The organism is Variovorax sp. 3319, from assembly GCF_031456585.1.
Lineage (GTDB): Bacteria > Pseudomonadota > Gammaproteobacteria > Burkholderiales > Burkholderiaceae_C > Variovorax > Variovorax paradoxus_P.
The window spans coordinates 119,041-137,088 of sequence record NZ_JAVDUZ010000010.1; the positions used below are offsets into that span (position 1 = coordinate 119,041).

Annotated in this window: 17 protein-coding genes and 1 tRNA gene; 13 read left to right on the plus strand and 5 right to left on the minus strand. The window is 66.3% G+C overall.

The genetic code is table 11. The features are described 5' to 3' along the window. Positions 1-3: 3 nt before the first annotated feature. Positions 4-1,203, minus strand: coding sequence for an acyl-CoA dehydrogenase (locus tag J2X67_RS20140; protein ID WP_309955793.1), 1,200 nt, complete (start codon positions 1,201-1,203; stop codon positions 4-6). 185 nt (positions 1,204-1,388) lie between these two features. Between J2X67_RS20140 and J2X67_RS20145 the strand changes: the two genes are divergently transcribed. From J2X67_RS20145 to J2X67_RS20160, 4 genes are all read left to right on the plus strand, one after another. Further along, the gene (locus tag J2X67_RS20145; RefSeq protein WP_309955796.1) at positions 1,389-2,300 is read left to right on the plus strand and encodes a LysR substrate-binding domain-containing protein; all 912 of its coding nucleotides are present in this window, start codon (positions 1,389-1,391) and stop codon (positions 2,298-2,300) included. A 59-nt stretch (positions 2,301-2,359) separates the two neighbouring features. Beyond that, positions 2,360-2,764: a phage holin family protein gene (locus tag J2X67_RS20150; RefSeq protein WP_309955798.1), complete on the plus strand. Its 405-nt coding sequence runs from the start codon at positions 2,360-2,362 to the stop codon at positions 2,762-2,764. Between the two features lie 89 nt (positions 2,765-2,853). After that, a complete protein-coding gene (locus tag J2X67_RS20155; protein WP_309955800.1) occupies positions 2,854-3,570 on the plus strand; it encodes a 2OG-Fe(II) oxygenase in 717 nt (238 codons plus the stop codon). 175 nt (positions 3,571-3,745) lie between these two features. Next, on the plus strand, positions 3,746-5,644 hold the full coding sequence (locus J2X67_RS20160) for an adenylate/guanylate cyclase domain-containing protein (RefSeq protein ID WP_309955802.1): 1,899 nt from the start codon (positions 3,746-3,748) through the stop codon (positions 5,642-5,644). Here the strand turns inward: J2X67_RS20160 and J2X67_RS20165 are convergent. Further along, positions 5,626-7,632 (minus strand): acetoacetate--CoA ligase, encoded by a 2,007-nt coding sequence (locus tag J2X67_RS20165; RefSeq protein ID WP_309955804.1) that lies wholly within the window; start codon positions 7,630-7,632, stop codon positions 5,626-5,628. The genes J2X67_RS20160 and J2X67_RS20165 overlap by 19 nt on opposite strands. A 99-nt stretch (positions 7,633-7,731) precedes the next feature. On the opposite strand from J2X67_RS20165, the gene J2X67_RS20170 reads away from it, so the two are divergent. Genes J2X67_RS20170 through fahA form a run of 7 tightly spaced genes read left to right on the plus strand, consistent with a single transcriptional unit; the run spans position 7,732 to position 13,936 of the window. Next, the gene (locus J2X67_RS20170; RefSeq protein ID WP_309955807.1) at positions 7,732-8,463 is read left to right on the plus strand and encodes a TetR/AcrR family transcriptional regulator; all 732 of its coding nucleotides are present in this window, start codon (positions 7,732-7,734) and stop codon (positions 8,461-8,463) included. Beyond that, positions 8,460-9,404, plus strand: coding sequence for an ABC transporter substrate-binding protein (locus J2X67_RS20175; RefSeq protein ID WP_309955809.1), 945 nt, complete (start codon positions 8,460-8,462; stop codon positions 9,402-9,404). The genes J2X67_RS20170 and J2X67_RS20175 overlap by 4 nt, the downstream gene beginning before the upstream one ends. Next, positions 9,401-10,183, plus strand: coding sequence for an ABC transporter ATP-binding protein (locus J2X67_RS20180; RefSeq protein WP_309955811.1), 783 nt, complete (start codon positions 9,401-9,403; stop codon positions 10,181-10,183). The genes J2X67_RS20175 and J2X67_RS20180 overlap by 4 nt, the downstream gene beginning before the upstream one ends. Further along, entirely contained in the window at positions 10,176-10,946 is a 771-nt protein-coding gene (locus tag J2X67_RS20185; RefSeq protein WP_309955814.1) for an ABC transporter permease subunit, read from the plus strand. The genes J2X67_RS20180 and J2X67_RS20185 overlap by 8 nt, the downstream gene beginning before the upstream one ends. Beyond that, complete coding sequence (locus tag J2X67_RS20190) at positions 10,943-11,743, plus strand: ABC transporter permease (RefSeq protein WP_309955816.1); 801 nt, start codon at positions 10,943-10,945, stop codon at positions 11,741-11,743. Before J2X67_RS20185 ends, J2X67_RS20190 begins: the two co-directional genes overlap by 4 nt. A gap of 44 nt (positions 11,744-11,787) precedes the next feature. After that, positions 11,788-12,594 carry a cyclase family protein gene (locus J2X67_RS20195; protein ID WP_309955817.1) on the plus strand — a complete coding sequence of 269 codons (807 nt, stop codon included), beginning with the start codon at positions 11,788-11,790 and terminating at the stop codon, positions 12,592-12,594. Positions 12,595-12,613: 19 nt separating this feature from the next. Then, complete coding sequence (gene fahA, locus J2X67_RS20200; protein ID WP_309955819.1) at positions 12,614-13,936, plus strand: fumarylacetoacetase; 1,323 nt, start codon at positions 12,614-12,616, stop codon at positions 13,934-13,936. Positions 13,937-13,994: 58 nt separating this feature from the next. Here fahA and J2X67_RS20205 read toward each other — a convergent pair. From J2X67_RS20205 to J2X67_RS20215, 3 genes are all read right to left on the minus strand, one after another. Further along, a tRNA-Gly gene (locus J2X67_RS20205) sits at positions 13,995-14,070 on the minus strand. A gap of 47 nt (positions 14,071-14,117) precedes the next feature. Beyond that, the gene (locus tag J2X67_RS20210) at positions 14,118-15,020 is read right to left on the minus strand and encodes an NAD(P)/FAD-dependent oxidoreductase (protein ID WP_309955821.1); all 903 of its coding nucleotides are present in this window, start codon (positions 15,018-15,020) and stop codon (positions 14,118-14,120) included. Then, complete coding sequence (locus tag J2X67_RS20215) at positions 15,010-15,471, minus strand: Rrf2 family transcriptional regulator (RefSeq protein ID WP_309955824.1); 462 nt, start codon at positions 15,469-15,471, stop codon at positions 15,010-15,012. The genes J2X67_RS20210 and J2X67_RS20215 overlap by 11 nt, the downstream gene beginning before the upstream one ends. A 135-nt stretch (positions 15,472-15,606) precedes the next feature. Between J2X67_RS20215 and J2X67_RS20220 the strand changes: the two genes are divergently transcribed. Together J2X67_RS20220 and J2X67_RS20225 are read left to right on the plus strand one after the other, a co-directional pair. After that, positions 15,607-16,758 (plus strand): helix-turn-helix domain-containing protein, encoded by a 1,152-nt coding sequence (locus J2X67_RS20220; RefSeq protein WP_309955826.1) that lies wholly within the window; start codon positions 15,607-15,609, stop codon positions 16,756-16,758. A gap of 116 nt (positions 16,759-16,874) precedes the next feature. After that, complete coding sequence (locus tag J2X67_RS20225) at positions 16,875-17,909, plus strand: dienelactone hydrolase (protein WP_309955828.1); 1,035 nt, start codon at positions 16,875-16,877, stop codon at positions 17,907-17,909. Positions 17,910-18,048 lie beyond the last annotated feature (139 nt).

Consider the following 18,048-nt stretch of genomic DNA (forward strand, 5'->3'; position numbering starts at 1 on the left):
TGCTTAGTTCGCGAAAGCCGCAATGCCGGTGATCGCGCGGCCCAGGATGAGCGCGTGGATGTCGTGCGTGCCTTCGTAGGTGTTCACCACTTCCAGGTTCACCAGGTGGCGCGCCACGCCGAATTCGTCGCTGATGCCGTTGCCGCCCATCATGTCGCGTGCCAGGCGGGCAATGTCGAGCGCCTTACCGCAGTTGTTGCGCTTCATGATCGAGGTGATCTCGACCGATGCCGTGCCTTCGTCCTTCATGCGGCCAAGGCGCAGGCTGCCCTGCAGGCCCAGCGTGATTTCGGTCTGCATGTCGGCCAGCTTTTTCTGGATGAGCTGGTTGGCCGCGAGCGGGCGGCCGAACTGCTTGCGGTCCAGCGTGTACTGGCGGGCGCGATGCCAGCAGTCTTCCGCGGCGCCCAGGGCACCCCACGAGATGCCGTAGCGCGCGCTGTTGAGGCAAGTGAACGGGCCCTTGAGGCCCTGCACTTCAGGAAATGCGTTTTCTTCCGGGCAGAACACGCCGTCCATCACGATCTCGCCGGTGATGCTGGCACGCAGGCCGACCTTGCCGTGGATGGCGGGGGCCGAGAGGCCCTTCATGCCCTTTTCGAGCACGAAGCCGCGGATCGGGCCCACGGTGCCGCTTTCGCTGACTTCCTTGGCCCACACCACGAACACGTCGGCGATGGGCGAGTTGCTGATCCACATCTTGGCGCCGCTGAGCGAATAGCCGCCCGGCACCTTCTTGGCGCGCGTGACCATGCTGCCGGGGTCGGAGCCGTGGTCGGGTTCGGTCAGGCCGAAGCAGCCGATCCATTCGCCGGTGGCAAGCTTGGGCAGGAACTTCTGCTTTTGCGCCTCGGTGCCGAATTCATTGATTGGCACCATGACGAGCGAGCTCTGCACGCTGGCCATCGAGCGGTAGCCCGAATCGACGCGCTCGACCTCGCGGGCGATCAGGCCGTAGGCCACGTAGTTGAGGCCCGGGCCGCCGTACTGCTCTGGAATCGTGGGGCCGAGCAGGCCGAGCGCGCCCATTTCACGAAAGATGGCGGGATCGGTTTCGCCGGTGCGAAAGCCTTCGATGACGCGGGGCGCCAGGCGCTCCTGGCAGTAGGCATTGGCCGCGTCGCGGATCATGCGTTCTTCGTCGGTCAGTTGCTGGTCGAGAAGAAGGGGGTCGTCCCAGTGGAATTGCGCTTTGGCGGCCATGTGGCTGTCTCCGGAATAGGGAAAAAAAGAAACCGAGGGGGAATGGGCCAATGCTAGCCATGCAAGGAGCCGGGCGCAAACGATGAATCCTCACCTAGATATGCGCGGCACGCACATCTTGCATCCACGCACAAAGACGTTTCCATTGGTAGCAGCCCTCGCCCAGTCATACACTAGAGGCATACATGCGCCGCAAGATCCCACCCCTGCAAACCCTCGTGTGCTTCGACGCCGCTGCGCGCCACGAGAGCTATACCCGCGCTGCGCAGGAACTCGCCCTCACGCAAAGCGCCGTGTCGCGCCAGATCGGCACGCTCGAAGCCTTCCTGGGCGTGGCGCTGTTCCGCCGCACCCGCCACGGGGTGGCCCTTACCGCGAGCGGCGCGGCCTATGCACGGCAGATCACCAAGCGGCTCGAAGCCATGGAGCGCGACACGCTCGACGCCATGGCCCACCAGGGCGAAGGCGGCTCGCTCTCCCTGGCGGCCGTGCCGACCTTTGCCACGCGCTGGCTGATGCCGCGCCTCAAGGGCTTTGCGGCGCTTCAGCCCGACGTGGTAGTGCATATCGAGACGCGCACACGCCCCTTTCTTTTTGCCGATGCCGAGTTCGACGCCGCGCTGTACGCCGGCACACCCGCGCAGGTGGAAAACTGGGCCGGCACGCATGCGCTGCTGCTCATGCATGAAGACGTGGTGCCGGTGTGCAGCCCTTCGCTTCTGCCGCGCGGCAAGCCGGTGGCGCCCGCGGCCATTGCCAAGATGCCGCTGCTGCAGCAAAGCACGCGGCCCGACGGCTGGCGCCAGTGGTTCGACGCGCAGCAGATCGATGCCCCCAACGCGCGCGGCGGGCCGCGCTACGAGCTGTTCTCCATTCTTGCCGCTGCGGCTTCGCACGGCCTGGGCGTGGCGCTGATGCCCACCATGCTGGTAGCCGACGAGCTTGCGCGCGGCGAACTGGTGGTGGCCTGCGCGCGGCCGCTATCGGGCGAACGCAACTACTACCTTGTAACGCCCGAGCGCGCCGACCAGCGGCCGCTGCTGAAGTTCTTCAGCGACTGGCTGCTGGCCGAGGCAACCCGCGGCTCGTCGTCCTGAAAGGCTGCCGATATGATGGCCTGCATCACCGCGCGGGCCATCTGCGAGCCCCTCACACCATGCTGAACAACCTCGTCCCCTTTCTCGTGCACTGGGCCATCACAGCGCTGTCGCTGTGGATCGCAAGCCTGATCTTCCGCGGCCTCAAGTTCGAGAGCACTTCGGCGCTGGTGATCTCCGCCCTTCTGCTCGGCCTGGCCAATGCCGTGGTCAAGCCGCTCCTGATCGTGCTCACGCTGCCGCTGACGCTGCTCACCTTCGGCCTTTTCCTGCTGGTGATCAACGCGCTGATGATCATGCTGGTGGCCGCGCTGGTGCGCGGGTTCAAGCTCTCGGGCTTCTGGACCGCGTTCTTCGCGAGCATCTTCATCTCGCTGCTGAGCATTGCGATTGGCGCGCTGGTGAGCAGCGGCGACCCGGCCACCAACATCCAGATGCCGACGGGCAACGGCAAGTGGATCTAGCCGGCGAGCAGGCTTAGGCAGGCAACCAAGCCGGAAGTGGTGTCCGAAAACGGCCAGCACCGCCGCCGCACCGGCAGCACACTGGCCGCATGCCGACGATCTCTTCCGAAAAATCCGTAGCGGCCCTCGACTGGCCGCGCATCGAAACCGAACTTGCCACGCGCGGTTGCGCCACGACAGGCGCGCTCTTCGGCCCCGAGGAATGCACCGCACTGGCTGCGCTGTACGACGAGCACGGACACTTCCGCAGCCGCGTGGTCATGCAGCGCCACGGCTTCGGCCAGGGCGAATACCAGTACTTCGCCAACCCGCTGCCTGCTCCGATCGGCTCATGGCGCAGCGCCCTCTACGAGCGCCTGGCGCCTCTTGCCAACGCATGGGCCGCGGCCATGGGCCAGCCGGCCGACTACCCGTTGGACCACGCCTCCTACCTGGCGCGCTGCCATGCGGCGGGCCAGTTGCGCCCGACCCCACTCCTGCTTCGCTATGGCGAGGGCGACTACAACTGCCTGCATCAGGACCTGTATGGCGACCTGCAGTTTCCGCTGCAGCTCACGGTGCTCCTGAGCCGGCCTGGGGAAGACTTCACGGGCGGCGAATTCGTGCTGACCGAGCAGCGGCCGCGCATGCAGTCGCGCGCCGAGGTGGTGCCGCTCGCGCAGGGCGAAGCGGTGATCTTCGCGGTCAACCAGCGGCCGGTGGCTGGCACGCGCGGCACCTATCGCGTGACCATGCGGCATGGCGTAAGCCGCGTGCGCTCCGGACGGCGGCACACGCTGGGCATTATTTTTCACGATGCGCGTTGAGGCACATGGCGCCTCGCACGGCTGAAGCTGTTGCGGCGGCCACGAAATTTTTCACACCTCGCAGGAAAACTTCTCTGCGTTAGTAGCGCACTGCACACTTACGCTGACACTTGTTAGTGCACTCAACGCAAAATGACCGCTGCATTCCTCGATGGCGCAGCCGTCTTTTTGTTTTGTGGAGACAACACCAACACTGCCGAAGCCCACGGGGCCGTACCGCAAGCCGCGCCGCTTCAGGGTGGACGTGGGTACTGTCGTCAGCGCAGTCGCGCTGAGCCAGTCGCTGCTGCTGGTGGCGCTGGGCTACTGGGGCTCGCAGCAACTGGTGTCGAGCATCGGCCAATCGGCCCACAAGGCAAACCACGACCGCACCGAAGACAAGGTGCTGGCCTTTCTGGCCAAGACCGAATCGGTGGTGGGCGCGATCGGCGATTCACCCAACCTGCGCCCCGCGGACGACAGCGCCAGCCAGACCGCCGAGCTGCTGTGGACGCTGCTGCAGCAATCGCCGGAGCTCGACAGCACCTACGTCGCGAACGACGAAGGCCAGATGCTCATGGTGTTGCGCTACCCCGCGCTGGCGGTGCGGCAGATATCGCGCGGCCCGCAGTTCACCACCGAGACATGGCAGTACAAGCCGTCGTCCAACACACCGGGCGGTGTGCGGCAGCGCTACGAAACGACGCACATCGAGGCCTACCGCAGCAGCTACGACCCGACCAGGCGCAGCTGGTACATGCAGGCCCGCCAGGCCAAGGGGCCGATCTGGACCCAGCCTTACGTCTTTGCCGCCGCGCAGGAGCTGGGTGTGACGTATGCGCTTCCGAGCAGGCGCGGCGAAACCGAAGGCAGCGACAGGGCAATGGTCGTGGCGGGCGACGTTTCGCTCGGGCGGCTGTCCGAGTTCGTGCGCCTCTTCAGCAGCGGCAGCGGCCAGGGCAACAGCGCATTGCTGAGCGCCGACTATCAGGTGCTGGCCCGCAGCGACGTACCGGGCGTAGTCCGCGAACTGGCGCCGGCCAGGGGCGGTGTACTCGGCGCGCTGCATGAGCACATGGTTACCGATGGTCTCGCTGCAGGTCCGCACGAGACCAGCTTTTCCATCGCATTCGAGGGCAAGCGCTATCTGGTGCAGCACTCGCGCATTCCGTCTACCGGCTGGCAACTGGTAAGTTGGGTTCCCGAAGACATGCTGCTGGGCGGCCTGCAGCGCGCAGTGCTGTGGGGGCTGCTGCTGGCGCTGCTGTTCCTGGTGGCAACGCTGCTGCTGTCGCTGCGGCTTTCCAAGCTGGTTACCGCGCCGGTCGAGAACCTCTCGCGCATTGCCCGTCGCATCGGTTTGCTCGAGCTGGACAACCTGCCGCGCGAGCCGAGCCGGGTGCTCGAGATCCAGCACCTGGACCAGGCCCTGGACGAATCGGCGCGAAGCCTCAAGGCGTTCAGCAAGTTCGTGCCGGTGGACGTGATCAACCGGCTCATCGCCGAAGGCCACACGCTCGCGCCAAGCGGTTCACCACGGCGCATCGCCGTGATGTTCACCGATGTCGAGGGCTTTACCCGCATTTCCGAATCGCTCGAGCCCGATGTGCTGGTGGGCATGCTGACGGAGTACTTCAATCTTGCAGCGCGCGTGTTCGCGCAGCATGGCGGGGTGATCGACAAGTTCATCGGCGACGGCATCATGGTGCTGTGGGGCGCACCGGCAGACCTGCAGGACGCGGAATACCAGGCCTGCACCGCAGCCCTGCAGCTGCACGCCGAAATGAGCGAGCTCAACCGCAAGTGGCGCGCCCAGGGGCTGCATGAATTCCGTACCCGCATCGGCATTCACACGGGCGTGGTGATTGCGGGCGTGCTCGGCTCGAACGACCGCCTGGCCTACACCGCGTTCGGCGACGTGATCAACGTGGCGAGCCGCATCGAAGGCATCAACAAGCAGCTGGGCACGCAAACGCTGGTGTCGGAGGCCACCTATGAGGCGCTGCGCGGGCGCCTGCGCACGCGCCGCATCGAGGAAGACGCCGAGATTCGCGGGCGCCGCACACGCATGGTGCTCTACGAGCTGCTGGCCTGAGCCGCACGCCGCGCCGCAAAGGCCACGAACCAGTCGAGGCTGCCCGGGTTGGCCATGGCTTCGCGGTTGACCACTTTCTCTATCGGCTGGCCGAGCAGCAGCTTCTTGATCGGCAGCTCCTGCTTCTTGCCCGAAAGCGTGCGCGGGATTTCGTCGACCTGGAAGATGTCGTTGGGCGCAAAGCGCGGCGAGAGCGAGGTCTTGATGGCGTCGTTGATCTTCGCGCGCATGGCGTTGTCCAGCGGCACGCCGGGGCGCAGCACCACGAACAGCGGCATGTAGCTTTCGCGGCCGAGGTATTCGAGATCGACCACCATCGAGTCGAGCACCTCCGGCAGGCCTTCCACAGCGCTGTAGATCTCGCTGGTGCCCATGCGCAGGCCCTGGCGGTTGATGGTGGCGTCGCTGCGGCCGTAGATGATGCAGCCGCCGTCTTCGCCGATCTTGATCCAGTCGCCGTGGCGCCAGATGCCGGGGTAGGTGTCGAAGTAGCTCGACAGGTAGCGCGCATTGCCTTCGTCGCCCCAGAAGTACAGCGGCATCGATGGAATGGCCTTGGTGCAGACCAGCTCGCCCACTTCGCCGATGACGGGCTGGCCGTCTTCGTTCCATGCCTCGACCGAGTGGCCGAGCTGCCGGCACTGCATCTGGCCGGGCACCTCGGGCAGCTCGCGGTTGCCGCCGACGAAGGCGCCGCAGAAGTCGGTGCCGCCCGAAATGTTGCACCACCACACGCTGTTGGCGCCCGCATCCAGTAGCTGCGCGGTGCCCCAGCGCTGCACTTCTTCCGACAGAGGGGAACCGGTGCTGCCGAGCGCGCGCACGCGGGTGAGGTCGCCGCATTCGGCCGCGACCACGCCGGCCTTCATGCAGTTGGTGAAGTAGGCCGCGCCGGCGCCGAAGAAGCTGATGCGGTGCTTGGCAACAAAGCGCCACAGCACAGCCCAGTCGGGCTTCTCCTTGCTGCCAGCCGGATGGCCGTCGTAGATGACGATGGTCGAGCCGAAGGCGAGCCCGCCAAGCTGGCAGTTCCACATGACCCAGCCGGTGGAGCTGTACCAGTGAAAGCGTTCGCCGAAATTGTTGGCACCGTAGCTCGCGCCCACGTCGTTGTGCAGCCCGCAGGCATACATCGTCATGATGATGCCGCCCTGCCCGTGCACGATGGGCTTGGGCAAGCCCGTGGTGCCGCTCGAATAGACGATCCAGATCGGATGGTCGAAGGGCAGCCACTCGGGTTCGAAGTCTGCCACCTCGGCGCCGCTGCGCGCAATCGCGTCTTGCCAGCCCGCATCGGCAGCGAGCTGTTGCGCGGCATGGGGCGTCCTGAGCAGCAGCAGCTTCTGCACGCTCGGCAATGCGCCGCGTAGCTCTTGCACCACGGCGCTGCGGTCGATGGGCTTGGCGCCGTAGTGCACGCCATCGGCGGCAATCAGCAGCGTGGGTTCGATCTGGCGGAAGCGGTCGACCACCGCGGCCGTGCCCATGTCGGGCGCGCACACGCTCCACACCGCGCCGATGCTCGAGCACGCGAGAAATGCCACCATGGTTTCGGGCACGTTGGGCATGTAGGCGGCCACGCGGTCTCCGCGCCGCACGCCGAGCGAGCGCAGCGTGAGCGCCACCGAGGCCACTTGGCGGCGCAGTTCGGGCCACGACATCTCGCGCACCTGGCCGAGCTCGTTGTCGCTCACGATGGCGGGCATGCCGGCCGCGTGCGCCGCGTCCGCATGGCGCAGCACCTCGCGTGCGTAGTTGACCTGCGCGCCCGGAAACCACGTGGCGCCCGGCATGCGCGCTTCGGCCAGCACCGCGGTGTGCGGCGTGGGCGACTGCATGCCCATGTAGTCCCAGATGCTCTGCCAGAAGGCGTCCAGGTCAGTCACCGACCAGCGCCACAGCGCGTCGTAGGTGTCGAACGAGAGGCCGCGCTGGTCGCGCAGCCAGTCTTGGTAGAGACGAATCTGGGGAATGTTGGGAGCGAGCATGGCTTGAGGGTAATGCCGCATTCCACACCGCTCAATCGGGGTTGACCTCAGGGTTTGTACGTGTGTTCAATAGTTTTGTACAGACGTTCAATACGCCCGATGAACACCCGGACCCCGCCCGCCAAACGAAGCGCCCACCGGGCAGCGGCCACAGTGGCCGAAGCCACCCGGCCCGACCGGCGGCAGGCCATCCTGCTGGCGGCCGAAAAGCTCTTTGCGCAGCACGGCTACCACGCGGTCACCATCCGCCAGATTGCCGAAGAGGCGGGCGTGCCGCTGGCACTGGTGGGCTACTACTACGGCCCGAAGCACGAACTCTTCCATGCGATCTTCGAGCACTGGAGCCACACCATCGAAGAGCGGCTGGCGGGCCTCAAGGCGGTGCGCATCGACCCGGCAGACCTGCGCACGCTGCCGCGCATCATCGAAGCCTTTACCGGCCCCGTGCTCGCGCTGCGCGCCAGCGCCGAGGGCGAGTACTACGCGCTGCTGGTGGCGCGCGAGCTTTATCACGCCACCGAAGAAGCCGACCGCGTGCTGCGCGGCTACTTCGATCCGTTGGCCGAGGCGTACATCGACGCGCTGCACCTTGCCATGCCGCACGCCACACGCGGGCAGGTGGCGTGGGCCTACCAGTTTGCGCTGGGCGCGCTCCTGCATCACCTGAACGACAGCCGCATCGAACGGCTGTCGCATGGCGAGAACGTGCGCAGCGATCCGGCCGCCACGCCCATGCTCGTGAACTTCATCGTCGGCGGGCTGCGTGCGGCGCTGCCGCGGCCGAAGGCACCGCCAAAGAAAACCACCACTCCCAGGAGACAAAAGACATGATGAAACGACGCACCCTGCTGTCGGTGCTGGGCGCCGCATCGGCTGCCGCGGCGCTGCCTTCGCGCGCGCAATCGAACCCGAAGATCGTGTTCGGCTACACGGCCGTGTCCGACTTTGCCTCGGTGTTCGTGTCCGCCGAAGAGGGCTACTTCAAGAAGCGCAACCTCGAGGTGGAGCTCAAGTTCATTCCGCTCAACTCCACCATTCCCGCGGCGCTGCAGTCAGATTCGCTTCAGATCGGCGGGCCCACGCCATCGGTGTTCCTGCAGGCGGTGGACGGCGGGCTCGACCTGGTGCTGGTCGCGGGCGGCGGGCTCACGTCGAAGACGATCACCGGCTTTGGCCTGGTGGCGCGCGCGGGCTCGGGCATCAAGAACCCGCAGGATTGCGTGGGCAAGAAAATCGGCGTGCCCGGCCTCGGCGCGTTCCTGCACGTGACCTTTCGCGCATGGCTCAAGGACAGCGGCGTGGACTACCGCAAGGTCAATTTCGTCGAGGCATCGTTTCCGCAGCATGCTGACCTGCTGCGGGGCGGCTCGGTAGACGCGGTGGTGTCTGCCGACCCGTTCATGAGCCGCATCACCGAAAGCGGCGCGGGCTACGTCGCTTCGTACTACTCCACCTTTTTGCCGGAGAACAACCAGACCATCGTGCACGCGGCCAAGCGCGAGTGGGTGGCAAAGAACCCGGGCGCCGCGCGTGCGTTCCGCGAGTCGCTGGTCGAGGCTGCGGCCTTCATGCAGCAGCCCAAGAACGACGCCAGGGTGCGCGCGGCCATCGGCAAGTACATCAAGCTGCCGCCCGAGGTGCTCGCAAAGATCCAGATCTCGCCGCCAGGCCCCACCGTGAACGAAAAGCAGCTGGGCTACTGGGTCGGGCTGATGAAGGACCAGGACATGCTGAAGACCTCCATCGACGTTGCAAAGCTGATCGCCAAGTGAACGCTGCCGCCGATTTTCTTCGCTTCGACGGCGTTGCGATCCGGCTCGGCGGACGCGAGATCCTGTCGCCCACTTCGTTCGACGTGGCGCGCGGCGAGTTCGTCTGCATCGTCGGCCCGAGCGGCTGCGGCAAGACCACGCTGCTGCGCGCGGCCAGCGGGCTTGTTACCGCAAGCGCGGGCGAAGTACGCCGCAACGGCGTGAAGATGACGGAGCCTTCGCGCGAAGTGGCGTTCGTGTTCCAGGACTACGGCCGCGCACTGCTGCCCTGGCGCACGGTCGAAGGCAACGTGAGCCTCGCGCTCGAGGCCGCGGGCGTGCCCTCGGCCGAGCGTGCGCCGCGCATTGCCGACGTGCTCGGCAAGGTGGGACTTGCCAAACATGCGCAGAAATTTCCGGTGCAGCTTTCGGGCGGCATGCAGCAACGCGCGCAAATTGCCCGCTGCCTCGCGCAAAGGCCCGAACTCATGATGATGGACGAGCCCTTTGGCGCGCTCGATGCGCTCACGCGGCAAAGCCTGCAGGACGAACTCGCGCGGCTGGTGCGCGACGACGGGCTGACGGTGCTGTTCGTCACGCACGACCTGGAAGAAGCCATCTACCTGGGCGACCGCGTGATTGCGCTGCAGGCCAATCCCGGCCCGGGGCGGCCCAGCCTCGCGCGGATGATCGACGTGAAGATTCCGCGTCCGCGCGACCAGCTCACGACGAAGGAGCATCCGGAATATTTTCGGCTGCGCCGCGAGCTGTTTGCCTTCATCGAGCAGGGCCATGACTGAAGGCGGCATTTTTCGCTGGCTGCGCCCATGGGTTTTCCCGGCCGTGCTGGTCGGCGCCTTTGAGTGGTACGCGCGGCGTGCGGCCGCACTGGGTAGCGATGCGCTCGCTCCGCCGAGCGCCGCGGCCAAGGCCTTCATGGGCGCCGCACTCGACGGTTCGCTGTGGCAGGCCACGGGCTTCACGCTGGGCACGGCCGCACTCGGCCTGCTGCTGGGCGCGGTGCTCGGCATTGCGCTTGGCCTGGTGCTCGGGCTTTCGCGGCGAGCGGCGCAACTGGGTTCGCTTTCGATCGAAGTGCTGCGGCCGGTGCCTTCGGTGGCACTGATTCCGCTCGCAATGCTGACCTTCGGCTTCGGCGTGCGAATGGAACTGGCCATCGTCGCCTTTGCCACCTTCTGGCCGCTGTTGGTGCTGGTGCAGTCGGCGGTGCAGCAGATCGAGCCGCGGCTGCTCGAAGTGAGCCGCGTGCTGGGGTTCTCGGCGCGCGAGCGTGCCTTCAAGATCGTGCTGCCGGCCATCGTGCCGCGCCTGTTCGTTGCGTTGCGGCTTGGCGTGGCGGTGGCGCTGGTGGTGGCCGTGACGGTGGAGATTGCGGCCAACCCCAACGGCATGGGCTACGCGATGATGATCGCGCAGCAAAGCTTCGACCCCGCGCTGATGCTTGCCTGGCTTGGCTGGATCGGTGTGGTGGGCTTTGCGATCAATGCGGGCATGGTGCTGCTGCAGCGGGTGGTGGCACGGCGCATGGGGGTGCTGCCATGAACGAAGCAAACCGCAGCCGCATCGGCATGGAATGGTTCGGCTCGTTTGGCGTGCTGTGCGTGCTCATCGCGCTGTGGTGGGTTGCGAGCAACGCGGGCTGGGTGAGCCGCGTGTTCCTGCCCACGCCGCAAGCCACCTTTGCAAGCCTGCTCGAAGGGCTCAACCTCGCGGGCGCGAACGGCAGCGCAGGCAACGGCGAACTGCTCGGCTTCACGCAGGCCACCGTGGGCCGCATGGTGCAAGGCTGGCTGCTGGCCTCGCTGTTCGGCGTGCTGCTGGGCGCGGCCATTGGCGTCTCGCCTGCGGTGCGTGCATGGGTACAGCCAACGCTCGAATTCATTCGCCCCCTGCCCGCTTCGGCGCTGCTGCCTCTGGCCATTTCGATCTTCGGGCTGAACCCGGGCATGGTGCTCTTCGTGGTGGCGTTCGGCGCCATGTGGCCGGTGCTGCTGGCCACGGTGCACGGCTTCGCGGCGGTGGAGCCGCGGCTTTCGGAAGTGGCGCGCTGCCTGCAGATGTCGCGCGCCGCCTTCGTCTGGAAGATGGGCCTGCCCAATGCCATGCCCGACATCCTGGCTGGCATGCGCCTCGCCTTGACCATTGCGCTCATCGTTGCGGTGGTGGGCGAAATGATTGCATCGCAAAGCGGCCTGGGCCAGGCCATTCTTCTCGCGGCGCGTGCGTTTCGCGCCAGCGATCTTTTCGCCGGCATCGTGCTGCTCGGGCTCATCGGCTTCGTGAGCAACGCGCTGCTGGCCTTTGCCGAGAAGCGGCTGCTGCGCTGGCAGCAGCCCTGACGAACCCTTCACGCCAACATCAATACCCTGCAAGGAGCCCCGCCATGCCACGCAAGTTTGTCGACCTTTCGATCTTTCTCGAAAACGATGTGCTGTCCGACCCGCCCGCCTTTGCGCCGAAGATCCAGTACTTCACGCACGAGCAAACGTACGAGCAGATCGAGCCCTTCTTTCCCGGCCTCAAAAAGGAAGACTTGCCCGATGGCGAAGGCTGGGCCGTGGAGCTGGTGCAGCTTTCCACGCACAACGGCACGCACCTCGATGCGCCCTACCACTTCCACTCCACGATGGACAAGGCGCTGGGCGAGAAGAAGCCGGCCATTGCCATTCACGACGTGCCGCTCGAATGGTGCTTTCAGCCGGGCGTGAAGCTCGACTTTCGCCACTTTGCAGATGGCTACGTGGTCACGGCCGACGACGTGGAGGCCGAGCTCAAGCGCATCGGCCACACGCTGAGCCCGCTGGAGATTGTTGTGGTGAACACGCGCGCAGGTTCGCGCTACGGCAACCCCGATTACGTGTCGGCCGGCGCGGGCATGGGCTATGAGGCCACCATGTATTTGTTGGAACGCGGCGTGCGCCTGACGGGTACCGACGCGTGGAGCTGGGACGCACCCTTTGTGCATACCGCCAAAAAGTACGGCGAAACGAAGGATGCCTCGCTGATCTGGGAAGGCCACAAGGCCGGGCGCGACATTGGCTACTGCCACATCGAGAAGCTGCACAACCTCGAGGTTCTGCCTCCCACGGGGTTTTTCATCAGCTGCTTTCCGCACAAGATCCGCGGTGCATCGGCGGGCTGGACCCGTGCGGTGGCAATCTTCGACGATGCATTGATGGCATCGGTTTGAACCCTGGGCACCAAGACAAATGATTGCGCTCAACCACACGCATGACGTCGCCGCAAGGAGCTGGCTCGACACCGCCAATGCCGCGGAAACCGACTTCCCGATCCAGAACCTGCCCTTCGCAGTGTTCCGCCGCGCGGGCAGCCCTGAGCCGTTTCGCGGCGGTATTGCCATTGGCGACCAGGTGCTCGACATGGCGGCGCTTTCGGCGCGCCAGTTGCTCGATGGGCTCGCACTCGACGCGGCCCGAGCCGCCGCACTGCCGGCGCTGAATGACTTCTTCGCGCTCGGCGGCGCCGCATGGCAAGCGCTTCGCCACGCGGTGTTCGCATTGCTGCGGGGCGACGCACCCATCGCAACGAGAAACGCGGTGCGCGAATGCCTGGTGCCGCAAGCCGAGGTCGAATACACGGTGCCCGCGCGCATCGGCGACTACACCGACTTCTACACCTCCATCGACCACGCGCTGAACATCAGCCGGCTGATGAACCCCGATGGCGACGTAACGCCCAACTTCCGCTGGATTCCGACTGCGTATCACGGGCGCGTGTCGACTATCGGCGTGAGCGGCCAGCGCTTTCATCGCCCCAAGGGGCAGACGATGGCGCCAGGCGCCAAGGCGCCGACGTATCAGGCATGCGCGCGGCTCGACTACGAACTGGAGCTTGGCGTGTGGATCGGCGAGGGCAATGCGGCGGGCGAGCCCATTCCGCTCGCGCATGCAGAAGAACATATCTTTGGCATCTGCCTGCTCAACGACTGGTCGGCGCGCGACATCCAGTTCTGGGAAATGGCGCCGCTCGGGCCTTTTCTGGCAAAGAACTTCGCCACCACCATCTCGCCGTGGATCGTGACGATGGAAGCGCTTGCGCCGTATCGCCAGGCATGGAAACGGCCCGCCAACGAGCCCCAGCCGCTCGACTACCTCGAAAGCCCGGCAAACCGCGAAAGCGGCGCCATCGACATCCGGCTGGAGGTGTGGCTTGAAAGCGAGAAGGCGCAAAGCGACAGGAGCGGGCCTTCGCGGTTGTCGCGCACGAGCTTCAAGCACCAGTACTGGAGCGTGGCGCAAATGGTGGCGCATCACACCGTGGGCGGCTGCGCCCTGAACCCCGGAGACCTGTTCGGCAGCGGAACCATTTCGGGGCCGGGGCCAGGAGAGGCCGGCGCCATCATCGAGCTGACGCGCGCCGCGCAGAGCCCGGTCACGCTGGCCAACGGCGAGCAGCGCGGGTTTCTGGAAGACGGCGATGCGGTTCTGCTGCGCGGCTGGTGCGAGAAGCCGGGGCATGCGCGCATTGGCTTTGGGGAAAGCCGGGGGACGGTGCTGCCGGCAAGGGGCTGAAAACTTTGCAGCGCCCAAAAGAAAAGGCCACCGGTAAGGTGGCCTTTTGCAAGAAATGTGGAGCGGGAAAAGAGTCTCGAACTCTCGACCTCAACCTTGGCAAGGTTGCGCTCTACCAACTGAGCTATTCCCGCATTTCAGGGCTCCGATTATAGAGCGATTTTGAGGCGGTTTCGGCAGGTCAGGTTTCGAACACCAGCGACCTGTGCAGCGACACCCCCGCCATCACGCCATCGGCCGAAGCCAGCGTGGCGTTGTGCATCAGCATGGCGGCGTCGCCCGCGGCAAAGACGCCGGGCACCGTGGTCATCTTCATTGCGTCGGTGCGGATCACCGGGCCGAACGGGCCGTCGTCGAAGGCGCAACCCAGCTGTTCGGCCAGCGGGCTGCCCGGCCGCGTGCGGGGCGCCAGAAACAGGGCGTCGAGCGGCACGAGACGGCCGCCCTCGAGGCGCACGGCCGACAGCCCTTGCCCCGGCCCTTCGAGTGCCACGACGCGATCCGTTTCGATGGCCACGCCGCGCGCCTCCAGCCTGGCGCGCACCTCATCGTCGACCGTGTTGTTGCCGTTCAAGAACAGCGTGGCCGGCCCCCATTCGGCGATGAGCATTGCGTGCTCGGGCGCGTGCGGGCTTTCGAGCAGGATGCCCAGTTGCCTGCCGCTGAATTCATAGCCATGGCAATAGGGGCAGTGCAGCACGCTGGCGCCCCAGCGTTCGCGCACGCCGGCTATGTCCGGAAAACCGTCTTGCACGCCGAACGCCAGAACGACCTTGCCGGCCGACAGCTGCTGGCCGTCCTGGAGCGACGCGTTGAATCCGCCAGCACCGTCGGCATGGGCGCCCGCCACGCTCCCTTCGATGAAGGTGACGTTCGGATACGCGAGCACCTTGGCACGCGCGTCGGCAATCATCTTCAGGGGCGGCGTGCCGTCCTGGCCGAAGAAGCCGTGGGAGGCGGCAGCAAAGCGGTTGCGCGGCGCGCCGGCGTCGACCACGCACACCTTCTTGCGCGCACGGGCAAGCTGCATCGCAGCGGAAAGGCCGGCAAAGCTGCCGCCCACGACGAGAGCGTCATAGCGCATGTTCAATGTCCTTGTGAGTAAAGCCGCCGCCCGTCATGCGGCGATGAAAGTCCTTCGACAAGTCGGCCAGCGTGATGCTGTTGAAACGCTCGAGCAGCAAGGCCTCGGCCTCCTGGCAAGCGCCGTCGAGCGCGGCGTTCACCGCCTGCTCGACCACGCAGCCGGGGCTCTCGGTGCGGTTGCCCATCGCAAGCAGCGCGGGCGCTCCAACGGCGTTGTGGATGTCGCCCAGCGTGACCGCAGCCAGCGAGCAAGACAGCACCCATCCGCCGCCATGGCCCTTGGCCGAACTCACGAAGCCCGCCTGGCGCAGGCCCGCCATGACCCGCCGCACCACGACCGGATTGGTGTGCATGGCCACGGCCAGCGATTCGGACGTAACGGGCCCGTCGGTCTCGGCCATGTGCAGCAGCACGTGGAGAACTGCGGAAAGCTTGCTGTCTCGTTTCATGCAACATTATTAGTTGCGTGACAATCAGGATGTCGGGCGCACTCGATCTTGACCCTTCGCGTCCCAAGGTTGTCTGTCGGTCGGCTGTTATCTTCGGCCGCTTCCAAGGCATTCCTTCCCTTCTCCAGCCGCCGCATGCCCGCCTCCGCGCCCTCGACCCTTGCCGACGCCGCCCTGCGCGGCGTCTTGATCGCATTGCTGCTCCTGCTGGCGCTGGTGCTGGGCCGCGACAGGCCCCGCCTGCCGGCCGCGCGTGCAGGCGCGGCGCTGGCGCTCGGCCTTGTGGTGCAGGTGGTCGGCTCCACCCCGACGTTCGAGGCGCTCGTGCCCAGGGCCTGGCAGGCGCCGCTGGTTGCAATCTCCGTCGGCAATGCGGTGCTGTTCTGGGTGTTCGTGCAGGCGCTGTTCGACGACGATTTCACGCTGCGGCCGGTGCATGTCGCCGCCTGGGCCGCGGTTGCCGCGCTGGCCGCATTCAACTGCGCAGCCGCGCTCGAAGCCGCTTCGGCCACGGCCGCCGTCACGCTGGGTTTGCAGCGCGCCGTGCCGTTGGTGTTCGCGGTACTGGCCGCGTTGGCAGCGGCTTCTTGCTGGCGTGGCGACCTGGTGGAGAAGCGGCGCAGGCTGCGCGTGTTCATCCTGGTGACCGGCATCGGCTACAGCCTCGCGATGCTCGGAGTGAGGCTGGCCTCACCGCATGGCCAGTTGTCAGGTGCATGGGCGGCGGCAGACGTTGCAATGTTGCTGCTGATCGTGGCAGTCGTGACTGCGCGGATGGTGCGCCTGGGAGCTTCGGAGCTGTTCCCGCCAGGACTTGCCGCGGCAGCTCCGGCCGGGCCTCCCGCCGGACTTCCTGCCGTATTTCCTGCAGCAGCCGGACTCGCCGCTGCGCCCTCCTCAAGCGCAGCCCGGCCCGAAGCCGCGTCCGATCCCGCAGACGACCGGCTGGTGGAATCGCTTCAGCGCGCGATGGCGGTCGACCGTGCCTACCGCAACGAAGACCTGAGCATCGCCAGCCTTGCCGCGCGGCTGGCCGTTCCGGAGTACCGCCTGCGGCGGGTTATCAACCAGCGGCTCGGGCATCGCAACTTCAGCGCCTTCGTCAACGGCTTTCGGCTCGCAGAGGCAATGGCCGCACTGGCCGATCCGGACAGGCGCGAGTTGCCCGTTCTCACCATCGCGCTCACTGCGGGTTTTCAGTCCATCGGGCCGTTCAACCGCACATTCAAGACGGCGACCGGCCTCACGCCCACTGAATTCCGTAAGCAGAAGCTGGCCGATTCCTGAAATCGGGCAGCCGAAAGCCGCGTTTGCGGCTTTCGGCAAGACGCCGCTGGCGCGCCGCGGCATCGTCCGGGTCGCTGAAGGCATGGGCCTTTGACGACCACGAGGACCTCGATTCAATGCAACGTCTGTTTTTCTTCTTGCCGGCTTGGGGGCTGGCGCTGCTGGCCGGGTTGGCGCATGGCGCTGTGGGGCTTTCAGAGATTCCCGGCACCGAGGGCGATGGTCCGGTAACGGTGTTCTACCCCTCCAGCGGCGAGACCCGGCCGGTGCGGCATGGCCGCTTCACGCTGGATGTGGCCGCGCAAGGCAACCCGGTTCGCGGCAACGGCCGGCTGATCGTCGTTTCGCACGGGTCTGGCGGCGCTCCTTGGGTTCATACAGACCTTATCCGGGGCTTGGTGGAGGCGGGCTTCGTCGTGGCCATGCCCGAGCACAAGGCCGACAACTACAAGGACGGCAGCAACCCCGGGCCCGACAGCTGGGCCATGCGCCCGGGCGAGGTTTCGCGCGCCATCGACTCGATCGCGCACGATGCCCGTCTTGCGCCGCTGCTCGCACTCGACAAGGTCGGGATGTACGGCATATCGGCCGGGGGCCACACTGCGCTGAGCCTGGCAGGCGGGCGCTGGTCGCCGGCGGCTTTCGCGCGGCATTGCGAGGCCGAACTCGAACGCGATTTCCAGGCCTGCGTCGGCCTGATCACGCGGCTGACCGGAAGCTGGTTCGACCACATCAGGAAGTGGGGCGCGCTGTTCGTGATTCGCCGCCGCTTTACCGACGCGGTGCCGCTTGAGCACCACGACCCACGCATCGCCGCGGTGGTGGCGGGCGTTCCTTTTTCAGCGGACTTCGACTTGGCCACGCTCGCGACGCCACGCGTACCGCTGGGCTTGATCACCGCGCAGCAGGACCGCTGGCTGGTTCCGCGCCATCACAGCGACCGGGTGCTCGCGGCGTGCATGCCGCGCTGCGAACTGATTGCCGACCTGCCCACTGGCGGACATGGCTCGCTGCTCTCGCCGCTGCCGCCGGGGCTCACGGGATTGCTCGGCGACATGCTCAACGATCCGCCCGCGTTCGACCGCGCCACCGCACTGCCCGATCTGAACCGCAGGACAACCGCCTTCTTCAGCGCGCACCTGCTGCCTTGATCACCGGGCGCCCTAACGCACGAGCCCCCTTTTTCGCCGACGGAGGTGTCCCACGCAAGTGAGCGGCTGCTTCGCACACGGCGACATATGGCGGCGTGGTCACGGTAGCGACCGAACTGGCCCAAAGCCGGTTCTGGTC